12 protein-coding genes are annotated in these 10442 nt (G+C 62.7%); 7 read left to right on the top strand and 5 right to left on the bottom strand.

Annotation, left to right across the window (positions count from 1 at the left end; genetic code table 11):
* Window positions 1-64 precede the first annotated feature (64 nt).
* Complete coding sequence (locus tag ACY693_RS08530; protein WP_462321401.1) at window positions 65-391, bottom strand: rhodanese-like domain-containing protein; 327 nt, start codon at window positions 389-391, stop codon at window positions 65-67.
* Window positions 392-627: 236 nt separating this feature from the next.
* On the opposite strand from ACY693_RS08530, the gene cysG reads away from it, so the two are divergent.
* Together cysG and ACY693_RS08520 are read left to right on the top strand one after the other, a co-directional pair.
* Window positions 628-2055 (top strand): siroheme synthase CysG, encoded by a 1428-nt coding sequence (gene cysG, locus ACY693_RS08525; protein WP_462321400.1) that lies wholly within the window; start codon window positions 628-630, stop codon window positions 2053-2055.
* A 134-nt stretch (window positions 2056-2189) separates the two neighbouring features.
* A complete protein-coding gene (locus tag ACY693_RS08520; protein WP_462321399.1) occupies window positions 2190-3026 on the top strand; it encodes a substrate-binding periplasmic protein in 837 nt (278 codons plus the stop codon).
* Here ACY693_RS08520 and ACY693_RS08515 read toward each other — a convergent pair.
* Complete coding sequence (locus ACY693_RS08515; protein ID WP_462321398.1) at window positions 3016-3705, bottom strand: rhodanese-like domain-containing protein; 690 nt, start codon at window positions 3703-3705, stop codon at window positions 3016-3018. The two genes, ACY693_RS08520 and ACY693_RS08515, sit on opposite strands and share 11 nt — an antisense overlap.
* A gap of 167 nt (window positions 3706-3872) precedes the next feature.
* On the opposite strand from ACY693_RS08515, the gene ACY693_RS08510 reads away from it, so the two are divergent.
* On the top strand, window positions 3873-4433 hold the full coding sequence (locus ACY693_RS08510) for a protein disulfide oxidoreductase (protein ID WP_462321397.1): 561 nt from the start codon (window positions 3873-3875) through the stop codon (window positions 4431-4433).
* 99 nt (window positions 4434-4532) lie between these two features.
* Entirely contained in the window at window positions 4533-4796 is a 264-nt protein-coding gene (locus ACY693_RS08505) for an FmdB family zinc ribbon protein (protein ID WP_462321396.1), read from the top strand.
* Between the two features lie 54 nt (window positions 4797-4850).
* On the opposite strand, the gene ACY693_RS08500 is transcribed toward ACY693_RS08505, so the two are convergent.
* Window positions 4851-5978 (bottom strand): S1C family serine protease, encoded by a 1128-nt coding sequence (locus tag ACY693_RS08500; protein WP_462321395.1) that lies wholly within the window; start codon window positions 5976-5978, stop codon window positions 4851-4853.
* Between the two features lie 333 nt (window positions 5979-6311).
* On the opposite strand from ACY693_RS08500, the gene ACY693_RS08495 reads away from it, so the two are divergent.
* From ACY693_RS08495 to ACY693_RS08485, 3 genes are all read left to right on the top strand, one after another.
* On the top strand, window positions 6312-6512 hold the full coding sequence (locus ACY693_RS08495; protein ID WP_462321394.1) for a YgaP family membrane protein: 201 nt from the start codon (window positions 6312-6314) through the stop codon (window positions 6510-6512).
* Between the two features lie 151 nt (window positions 6513-6663).
* Window positions 6664-7551 (top strand): ABC transporter ATP-binding protein, encoded by an 888-nt coding sequence (locus ACY693_RS08490; protein WP_462321393.1) that lies wholly within the window; start codon window positions 6664-6666, stop codon window positions 7549-7551.
* Between the two features lie 151 nt (window positions 7552-7702).
* Window positions 7703-8761 carry an ABC transporter permease gene (locus ACY693_RS08485; protein WP_462321402.1) on the top strand — a complete coding sequence of 353 codons (1059 nt, stop codon included), beginning with the start codon at window positions 7703-7705 and terminating at the stop codon, window positions 8759-8761.
* Between the two features lie 133 nt (window positions 8762-8894).
* On the opposite strand, the gene ACY693_RS08480 is transcribed toward ACY693_RS08485, so the two are convergent.
* Both ACY693_RS08480 and ACY693_RS08475 read right to left on the bottom strand, forming a co-directional pair.
* On the bottom strand, window positions 8895-9797 hold the full coding sequence (locus ACY693_RS08480) for a hypothetical protein (protein WP_462321392.1): 903 nt from the start codon (window positions 9795-9797) through the stop codon (window positions 8895-8897).
* Between the two features lie 63 nt (window positions 9798-9860).
* A partial coding sequence (locus ACY693_RS08475; protein ID WP_462321391.1) for an S-methyl-5'-thioinosine phosphorylase occupies window positions 9861-10442 on the bottom strand: 582 nt, incomplete at its 5' end.

Here is a 10442-nt window from a genome sequence, read left to right as displayed (position 1 = left end):
TTTTTAGCCGAAACCAGCCAAAAAGGCAACATGAGCAGCCCTGGAGCCTGCTTGCCACCGGGCCTTAGGCGCCTTTGATCTGGCCAATCTCGTAGCCGTGTCGGGCCCAGGCGATGATGCCGCCGCGCAGGTTCACGGCGTTGTCGAAGCCCTGCTGGGCAAGGAACTGGCAGGTGTGATAAGAGCGCGCCCCACTGCGACAGTAGATCACCAGCTCACGGTCGCGAGGCAGCTCAGCAACCCGCATCGGAATCACTGCCATCGGGATGTGGATGGCATTTGGTAATGCCCCTTGCGCAACCTCCGAAGGCGTACGGACATCAACAAGCAGGATGTCATCGCCATCGCTCAGCCGCGAGCGCAGGGTTTCGGAATCGATCTCTGTGACCACGGTTAGACTACCCAATGACCAAGTATTTCAGTATATTAACATGCTCAGACAGCGCCGTCGCCGGTCTTGTGCCAACGACCCGACCCAAGCTCAGCGCTCAGGGCGTATGATCATTGGTCTGCTTGAGCGCTGATTCCAGTGAGCAGCGACAGGCAGCCTGTCGTTCGCGTCCGCGTCGATCAACCAAACCGGTCGACTCGTACATCATAGTTTCGCCCTCAGAGGCAGCCTCAGCGATGGAACATCTCCCCATCTTTCTTGATATCAAGTCAAAACCCTGCCTCGTCGTCGGCGGCGGTCCGATCGCGATGCGCAAGCTCGACAACCTCAGCCGTGCTGGAGCGCGGATCACGGTCGTCGCCCCCGAGCTCACCGAGGAGCTCGGTCGGCGGATAGACGGCGCAGAGTTCAGCCACCGCGCTCGCCCGTTCGAGGACGGCGATGTCGAGGGCATGCGGTTAGTGATCGCAGCGACCGACGACCGCGAGGTGAATCGGCGCATCGCAACGCTCGCCAACGCCCGCGGCATCCCCGTCAATGTCGCCGATCAGCCAGAGGACTGCACCTTCATTATGCCCTCGATCATCGACCGCTCACCGGTCGTGGTCGCCGTCTCGACCGGCAGCGCATCGCCGGTACTCGCCCGGATGATCCGCGCTCGGCTCGAGTCCTTGGTGCCAGCGGGCTATGGGCGGCTGGCCAAGCTCTGTGCCGACTATCGAGACAAGGTCAAGGCTCGCTTCGAGCAGCAGCGCGATCGGCGCCGTTTCTGGGATCGGGTGCTGCAAGGTGGTGTCGCCGAACGCATCTTCTCCGGACACCTTGATGAGGCCGAGATCGCGATGGAGAAGGAGCTCGCAGCCGGCACCACAGCCAGTATGGGCGAGGTCTACCTCGTCGGTGCCGGCCCTGGGGACCCGGACCTCCTGACCTTCCGCGCCCTACGTCTGATGCAGCAGGCCGATGTCGTCGTCTACGATCGCCTCGTCGCCAAGCCGATCATCGACATGGTCCGACGCGATGCAGAGCATATCTATGTCGGCAAGCAGCGCAATCAGCACACGATGCGCCAAGAGGAGATCAATCGACTATTGGCGCGACTCGCAAAGGAGGGGCATCGCGTATTACGCCTCAAGGGCGGCGATCCCTTCATCTTCGGGCGCGGCGGCGAGGAGATCGACACCTTAGCGGCCGAGGGCGTGCCTTTTCAGGTCGTGCCTGGCATCACCGCAGCCAATGGCTGCGCCTGTTACGGCGGCATACCCCTGACGCACCGCGATTATGCACAGTCGGTCACCTTCGTCACCGGTCACCTCAAGGATCACAGCATCGATCTCAACTGGCCACAGCTGGCTCAGCCCAATCAGACCGTCGTCTTCTACATGGGCCTCGTGGGACTGCCACAGATCGTCGACAAGCTGATTGAGCACGGGGTTGCACGCGAGATGCCCGTCGCACTGGTGCAGCAAGGCACGACCCACATGCAAAAGGTCTATGTCGGCACCTTGGCCACGATTCTAGCCGAGGTTGAGCAGGACCCTCCTCAGCCGCCAACGCTGGTCATCGTGGGAGAGGTTGTGCGCCTGCGTGAAAAACTGGCGTGGTTCAGCACCGAGCCGGACCCCGAGCAGGGTGCGACAACCCCAATCCTACCTGGCGACTGACGGCAGTTGGCACCGATGGTTGCGCCAGCGCAGCGCCGCGCCTGGGCGAGTGGGGGTTCTGTTTGAAGCCCGGCTCGGTTCGCCAAAGGGTTCGCCAGTTGGGTCGTCAATGGGTTCGTCAGGAGGGGCGTCAGGTGCGGCCGGCCAAGCGTTCCCTTGAGCCAGAGCCGGGGCCTCATCGTCACCGGCGCTGGCTCGACCTCGCGATCATCCTCTGCCCACTGTTGCTGATGCCCATCCAGGGTCTGGCTGCAGCAACCTCGCCGCAGGCCTTGGCGTTCGCGATTAGCCTGAACAGTCCACCACTCGCCTTCAAGCGCGGCGGTGTCGTCAAGGGACTTGAGGTCGATCTTGCCCGCGCCCTGGCCGCAGCGCTCGAGCGCGAGCTCAGTCTTCATGCACTGCCAGAGCCGCGTCTGATCGATGCCTTGCGGGGGGGCCGCGTCGACATCCTGCTCTCGGCCCTGCCGGGCGAAGAGCTGACCGCACTTGGCCTAACAGCCAGCACGCCAGTGCTCGACAGCGGTCAAATGGCGATCATCCGCACGGAAGACTTGGCCCGCTTCCCTCGGGTCATTGATCTAAAGCTCACCGACGAGCGGGTTGGCTACCAGCGTGCGAGCCTTGGCGCCCGGCTCGTACAAGCGCGGCTGCCGCGCGCGGAGCGCGTTCCGTTCGCAGACGCAACCGCGGCAATCGCCGCGCTCCGCGCCCGCGAGATCACAGTGTTCATCCATGACGCGACAACGGCTTGGGCGCTCGCTGCTAACCCAAACGAGACCGAGCTCACGGGGCTCTTTCGGCCTCTCTCCCGCGAGCAGCTGAGGTTCGTGACGCGCAGCGAGGAGACTCAGTTACAACGGGAGCTCGCGCAGGTGCTTGACGAATGGCGCCGATCCGGTGAGCTCGAGCGCATGATTCGACGCTGGATACCGATCCAGATCCGCATCAGTGACGACCTCAATCGCTAGCGGCGCCAGGACTGACCGTCGTCAGTCCCAGCTGCTCCCAGGCCTGCATCCCACCGCGATACCATTTGAGCTTATGCGCCGGATAGCCAAGTCCGAGCAGGGCCTTGATATTGGTTGGCGATTGGCCACACCAAGCACCGTTGCAGAAGAACACCAGGGTCTTGACATTCTCGAAGTCCCAAAGCCCATCCGCGGCTACGGCACCGAACTCAAGCTGTAAGATCTCGGCGATCTGTGCCGGCTTCGCATAGGCGGGATCGAGCTGGCTATAGGGAATGTTCAGGCTGCCAGGAATGGTCGCACGCTCAACCCAGTCGGCTGTCCGCGAGTCGATCACCAGCACATCGCTGTGATCTGCTGCGGCGCGCTGGAGATAGTCGATGAGCTCGAGCTCGCCAATGGTCTCGACCCCAGGCGCCAACTGCATCGGCTGCACACAGTAGGGCGGGCAGGGTCGGGCTGTCTTCTGATAGGGCGGCTCAATGGTATGGCCAGGGTCTTGATGGCGCATCAGCAGCACCGTCTCATCGCCCTGCTGGAGCTCAACATAGGGCAGACTGGGCGCGATCTTGACCTCGAGCGCATCAAGATCGAACAGCCCTTCGCTGGGCTTAGCAGCCAGCGCCGAGCCGGCACTGCACAGAACAAGCATGACGATCAACAGAATCAGCAACGGCATGACAACCTTCTCCTCTCTCCTGGCGGAAACGACCGCCTCGGATGCCCCAGCCCGACAGCCTGGTCGGCAGCCTGGCCGAGCCTCTACCACGGTCAGTAGGCACCCCGACGGCGTTTCGTCTCATCATTATCGATTGCACGATCAAACACTGATCGCTCTGTCTCACGATGCGTGCGGAAACCGATAACAGCAAGCCACCGAATGGCGAGCATACGTGGGGGCAACGTCTGCGTCGCTGGGGACTCGAGGGCGCACTCATCCTCGTTGTGCTCGCTGCGGTGCATTGGTACAAGGCCAGGCCACTCGCAGAGGGCATGGCGCCAGCGCTCAGCGGTCCATCGGTCACGACGCTTGAGCAGATCGACCTCAGCAGCCCGGCGACCGGACCAAGGCTGGTCCATTTTTGGGCCAGTTGGTGCCCGATCTGCAAGCTCGAGGAAGGCAGTCTTGAGGCAATCGGGACCGATTACGAGGTGATCGCGGTTGCCATGCAATCAGGCGATGCCGACGCGATCGGCCACTACCTCGACGAGCGCGCACTTGACCTGCCCGTGATCGCCGATCCCGATGGGCACATCGCGCGCCGATGGGGCGTCCAGGCCGTCCCGGCCAGCTTCGTCATCGACCGCGACGGACAGATTCGCTTTCGGCGGACCGGCTATACCACCGGCCTCGGCCTGCGCGCCCGACTCTGGCTCGCCCAGCTGGGCTTGACCTGGGGGCTCTAGCGAGCCGCCTTGCGGCATGGGTAAGCACTGTCGATGTTCGGCAGGCGATTGGTATAATCCGGACATATCAGCAAACATCGATATACGGAGAAACCCATCATGCCAACCTACGACTATCGTTGTGAGGCCAATGGCCGCATCGTCGAGGTGAATCACCGCATGAGCGAAACCATCAGCACCTGGGGAGAGCTCTGCGAGCGCGCAGCCATGCCCTGTGGCGACACCCCAGCCTCGACGCCGGTCAACCGCATGGCCAATGGCGGCAACCTGATCTCAAGCAGTGCCCTTGGCAGTGGTCAGGCGCCAGCGCCTGCGTGTGGGGCCGGCGGCTGCTGCCCAACCGGCGTCTGTGGATTCGATTGAGGCACGCCAGCGAATAGCGCCTAACCCGTTGAGCAGCGCTTCCTCACGCGCTGCTCAATCCCAGCGCAACGATTCACCGCCGAGATGGATGGCCACCTCCAGCGGGCGGCCATCTCGCCAGAGTGACAGCGTCACGCGATCACCCACCTGATAGCCTTCCAAGATCTCGATCAGCTCAACCATCTCGGTGACTGCCTGTCCATCCAGACGCTGAATGACATCACCCGGAAGGATCTCCCCCGCCGGGCTGACCCGAGTCTCGATCAGGCCAGCCATCGCAGCGGGCGAGCCTGGCCCAACACCCAGTACCAAGACGCCCTCGACGCCGAGCTGCCGCAGGATCGGCTTGCTCACGGCATCGTCTGCGGTAATGCCAATGCGTGGACGAACGTAGCGCCCGCGCGCGATCAGCTGCGGCACCACGCGATTGATGGTGTCCACCGGCACCGCGAAACCGATCCCGCTGAAGGTGCCCGAGGTGCTGAAGATGGCCGTATTGATCCCGATGAGCCGTCCCGCGCTATCGATCAAAGGACCGCCTGAGTTTCCTGGGTTGATGGCTGCATCGGTCTGGATCAGCCCGCGGATCTCACCAGATCGCTCGTTGTAGATGGTGCGGTCGAGGGCCGAGACGACGCCAGCCGTCAGGCTATAATCGAAGCCGAACGGATTGCCGATGGCGAATACCTTCTGACCAACCTGCAGATCCGCGCTACGACCAACTGGAACCGGCTCAGGCGCTTGCCATGCGCCACTGATCCTGAGCACAGCGAGATCATGGGCTGGACTCTTGCCGATCAGCTCGGCGCGAAAGTTGCGCTGATCGGCCAGCCGCACCCAAGCCGCACTCGCGTCGGCAACCACATGCCAGTTCGTCACGATATGCCGTTGGCCATCCCAGACGAAGCCCGACCCGGTCCCGCGACGAACGGCGTTTGGATCACGCGTCCAGGGATTGACCAGCTCTTCGGTTGTGGTGATAAAGACCACGGACGGGCTGACGGCATCGAAGATCGCGATCGTCGACCGCTCGTCAGCGGCCAAATCACCACGCGCCGTGACCGGCCGCGGCGCCGCCTGATGCTCGATCAGCCATCCCTCGATCCAAGGACGAAAGGCGAGCAGCGCAAGAAAGGCGATCACCGCCCAGAACAGGGTCCGGGACAACTGAAATCCGTGCATGTAACTCTCTGGATGAGACGTGAGACGACAGCGAAGCGGCTGTTCAGGGTAACAACCTAGCAGGCAAAGGCTCGAATTCGCCAGTTCGATTGTCCAATCGCAACGTCCAGGCAGCCAACCTCCTCGTATAATCCGACATCACGCAGTAGCTGCCGACCAGCCCACTGCGGTTTCACAGGCATGGTCCTCTGGCATCGGTCCAGATGCGGAAGACCAAAGCCATGGCCCCCATCTCCTCCTCAACAGCGCCTGGACAGCCGCAGCTCAATCCTCGCATCGGGTATCGCTGCCAGCGTCGTCATCTCTAGAACCGTCGAAACTTAGGAGCCCCTTATGAACCTCATCAAGAATGTTGGGCAGACTGATCGCAACATCCGCTATGCCGCTGCCGGCATCCTCGTTCTGATCGGAATCGTCACCGGCCCCTGGTGGCTCACGCTGCTGGGCCTGATCCTGCTGGGCACGGCCTATTTCGGCTCCTGCGCAGCCTACATCCCGCTCGGGATCGATACCACCAAGAGCGATCAGGACTAAGCGTAACGAACGCGACCTCGGACCGAGACGACTGCCCCAATGCCTGGGATCAGTGATCTCGAGCCTGGCTGGTCTCAGCTTTGCGCACAAGGATGTGCCTGCACACCGCCCCCTAGCCACCACTTCCAGCGCTCATCGAGCCGCTAAGCCGATGGCAGCGCCCTTTCTCATCGCCGCAGAAGGACTCGTCAAGCAGTTCCCCGCTGTCCGCGCCGTCGACGGCATCAGCTTTGGTGTCCGGCCCGGCCAGTGTTTCGGGCTTCTCGGTCCGAATGGCGCCGGCAAGACGACCACGCTCGAGATACTCGAAGGCATCCAGGTCCCGACCGCAGGTCGGGTGCTATTCCGAGGTCGGGCGCTCGATCGTAGCTTCCGTGAGCAGATCGGCATTCAATTCCAAGCGACATCACTACAGGACTTTCAAACGGTCCGTGAGTCATTGGCGATGTTTGCCGCGCTCTATCCACGCCACGCGGATCTCGATGAGCTGATCCAGCTCTGCCATCTGCAAGAGATTCTCGGCCGCGACACACGCAAGCTCTCAGGCGGTCAGCGCCAACGCCTGCTGCTCGCCATCGCCCTGGTGAACGATCCGACCCTCGTCTTCTTGGACGAGCCCACCACCGGGCTCGACCCGCAAGCGCGCCGCAATTTCTGGTCGCTTATCGATCGAGTACGCGAGCGCGGCACCACCATCCTCATGACCACCCACTACATGGAAGAGGCGGAGCGCCTGTGCGACGAGATCGCCATCGTCGATCATGGCCGCATCCTTATCCAGGGCCAGCCGCAGCAACTGATTCGGGAACATTTCCCGACCGCAATCCTCAGACTGCCGAGCAGCGCATGGCCAAGTGGACACCCCTTGCCAGCAAACGCAGAGCATCGCGACACCAGCATCGAGATCTATGTCGACGAGGTGCCAACAGCCCTCGAAGCGCTCGAGCAGCATGGCGCTTCGCTGATCGATTTACGCGTCGATCGCCCAAGCCTGGAAGACCTGTTCCTCAAACTGACAGGCCATAGCCTCAGGGCCTAACCTCGGGTCTCATCCCCACGCAATGACAGTCGGCCAGAAGAAAGCAGGCATGAAAACCATGACAAGCCGAGGGACCCACGCTCGGCTGAGCCGAGCCGTTGCGGCACTGGCGGTCAGTCGGCCTAGCTCGAAACGCGTCCTGGCGATCTTCATGGCCCGCAACCGCGAGTTCTACCGCGATAGCGCCGGCCTGATCTGGAACATCCTGATGCCGGTCATGATGATCGTCGCCTTCGCGTTCATCTTCGGAGCCGGGAGTCAAACCCTGCTCAAGGTCGGGCTGATCAACAGCAACTCAGGACCGATCTCGCTAGATAGCGGAGTCCAGCTCGACGATTTCCTCTCGATTGAGGCCATCCAACTCGTTCCCATCGGACAGCGAGAGGCGGGCATCGCCAAGGTCGCCCGCCATCAGCTTGACCTCCTGATCGAGACGGCTGCCACAGCAGGTGAGCCTGCTCGCTATTGGATCAACCCGGAATCGGCGAATGGCGCGATCGCTGAGCGTCTCTTGCTTGGCTCGCTCGCGGGCGCCGAGCCGAACGCCGGCCCATCGCAGACATCGAAGCCGACTGCCGGAGCGCCGGTGCGCCAAACCGCGAGCGGCGAGGCCCTGAGCTACGCCGACTGGGCCGTGCCCGGGGTACTCGCGATGAACCTGATGTTCTCGAGCCTATGGGGTGTTGGCTGGGTTGTTGTTCGCTACCGCAAGAACGGCGTGCTACGGCGGCTGAAGGCGACGCCGCTGACGCCGCTCGAGTTCCTCATCGCGCAGATCCTATCGCGGCTGATGGTGGTGCTCGCCTCAAGCTTGATCGTCTATACCGGAGCGCTGCTATTACTGGATTTCCCAATGCGGGGCTCCTACCTGGCGCTGGCACTGATCTACGTCTCCGGCGCACTCTGCATGATTAGTTTGGGCCTGATCGTCGCCGCGCGACTACGCACCGAGGAATTGGCCGATGGATTGCTCAACCTCATCTCCTGGCCGATGCTGCTGCTCTCCGGTGTCTGGTTCTCGATGGAAGGTACGAGTAGCGCGGCGCAAGCCGTCTCAACCCTGATGCCGCTGACCTATTTGGTGGAGGGCGCGCGGGCCGTCATGATTGACGGCGCCGGCGTGCTCGAGATTGCGCCAGCACTAGCGCTCTTGCTGGTCATGGCCACGATCCTAATCAGCGTCGCATCACGGCTCTTCCGCTGGGAATAGCTCGCTGGGAAGAACTCGTTGGGAAGAGCCATCGAGGATGCTGGCCCCGCTGGGAATAGAGCCCAGCTTAGCGAGCATCGCTTCTGCTCAGGCAGCAAGGCGGCCGGCCGCAGGGGCCGGGCCGCAGCAGCCCTCAGTTCGATGAGGACGATGCATTAGGCGCCGCTGGACGCTGATAATAGCCGGGCACTGGAGGTGGCGCGGGATAAGGCCCATACGCCCCATAGGGTGCGACTGGCGGCGCAGCTTGCCAGCGCCCAGGCTGCATATGCCGCATCGCTTCGCGGCGCTGGCGCACCATCTCCTCGGCTTGACGCCGGCGCTCAGCATAGAAGGCATCGAGCTGAGCACGGCGGGTCGTAGCCCAGTCGCTCGCGCCTTCAGCCGCATCGGCGGCCTCAGCGGTGCCGGTCGACTTGGCTGATCCCGCATCTTCGGAACTCTGAGCACTCGGCTTCTCGGCCTTTGCTGTCTTGGATGCGGAGGCTTGCTGGGCTGCCGGTTTTGGCTCTGCAGCCGATGATGCCGAGGCCGCTTTTGTAGCCGGCGCAGCCGCGGTTGCCGACTCAGGCTGTTTGGTCATCACCGCACGCGCAAAGGCCTCGGCCTCTTGCTTGCTCACATCGGCTTCGTCCGAAGCAGGGGCGCTAGCGGTCTCTGTAGGTTGCGGCTGAGCACTCGGAGCGCTCGGCTTAGGAGCGGCGGGCGTTGGCTGTGTCGGCGCCGGCTTGGGCTGAGCAGCGGCAGTCTCAGTCGCCCCCTCGCTTGCTCCCTCGCTGGCCTCCGCCTTGGCAGCCTCACTGCTAGAGGCGGGAGCGGCAGCGACCGGCGCTTCGCGGTCATCACCACCGAAGCTGAACGGAACCATCGGCTCGCCGGACTTGCGCTCGAGCGAGCCGAGATAAAGAAATCCAAATAGCAGCACAAGACTCCAAAGCACCAGCTTTGGCAGGAATCCCATGCGAGGCTTCGGCTGTTCCTCTACTGGGCTCTGCTCAGCATCTTGCACGGTATTTTGCTCCTGGTCGTCGGCCATGATCGTTTCTCCGCGGGTTGTTTCTTGGTTGGGTGTGAGCATTAAACACTAACCGGCACCGTTTCAGCCAAGTGGCGCAGACCGCTGCTCGGCAAACACTGCTAATAGGCGCGCAATCGTGTCGGCACAGCGCTGGATCTGTCCGTTGATCGCCTCCATGGCGATGGCGTCATCACTGAGACCAGCGCCCCAGTTGACCACGAATGCCAGCGTGGCATAGTCGAGATCGCGCTCACGCGCGAGCGCTGCCTCTGGCATCGCCGTCATGCCGACTAAGTCGCAGCCATCGCGCGCCATTCGGCGCACCTCGGCTGCCGTCTCGAGCCGGGGTCCTTGGCTGACCCCATAGGTTCCACCATCCCGCAGCGCAATCCCAGCAGTGCTCGCCGCAGCGAGCAGCTGCTGCCTGAGGGTTTGGCTATAAGGCTCGGTGAAGTCGACGTGGCAGACGCCGTCGGCCTCGTCGTCATAGAAGCTGTGCACTCGACCAGAGGTGTAGTCGATGAGCTGATCGGGTAGACAGAGGGCCCCGGGGGAGCAGGCTGGATGGAGCCCACCGACAGCGCCCAACGCGACCACTGCAGAGCAGCCGGCATCTGCCAGCGCTTGAATATTGGCGCGATAATTGATTCGGGGGGGGGCCAG

The organism is Halochromatium sp. (genome assembly GCF_054919635.1).
Note: the sequence above shows the minus strand (reverse complement) of the source record. Positions and strands in the feature narration are given on the sequence as shown.

Excerpts from the sequence above, each read along its gene's own strand:
- cysG (WP_462321400.1), top strand. The coding sequence starts at position 628 with ATGGAACATCTCCCCATCTTTCTTGATATCAAGTCAAAACCCTGCCTC.
- ACY693_RS08515 (WP_462321398.1), bottom strand. The coding sequence starts at position 3,705 with ATGCCGTTGCTGATTCTGTTGATCGTCATGCTTGTTCTGTGCAGTGCC.
- ACY693_RS08510 (WP_462321397.1), top strand. The coding sequence starts at position 3,873 with ATGCGTGCGGAAACCGATAACAGCAAGCCACCGAATGGCGAGCATACG.
- ACY693_RS08505 (WP_462321396.1), top strand. The coding sequence starts at position 4,533 with ATGCCAACCTACGACTATCGTTGTGAGGCCAATGGCCGCATCGTCGAG.
- ACY693_RS08500 (WP_462321395.1), bottom strand. The coding sequence starts at position 5,978 with ATGCACGGATTTCAGTTGTCCCGGACCCTGTTCTGGGCGGTGATCGCC.
- ACY693_RS08495 (WP_462321394.1), top strand. The coding sequence starts at position 6,312 with ATGAACCTCATCAAGAATGTTGGGCAGACTGATCGCAACATCCGCTAT.
- ACY693_RS08490 (WP_462321393.1), top strand. The coding sequence starts at position 6,664 with ATGGCAGCGCCCTTTCTCATCGCCGCAGAAGGACTCGTCAAGCAGTTC.
- ACY693_RS08485 (WP_462321402.1), top strand. The coding sequence starts at position 7,703 with ATGGCCCGCAACCGCGAGTTCTACCGCGATAGCGCCGGCCTGATCTGG.
- ACY693_RS08480 (WP_462321392.1), bottom strand. The coding sequence starts at position 9,797 with ATGGCCGACGACCAGGAGCAAAATACCGTGCAAGATGCTGAGCAGAGC.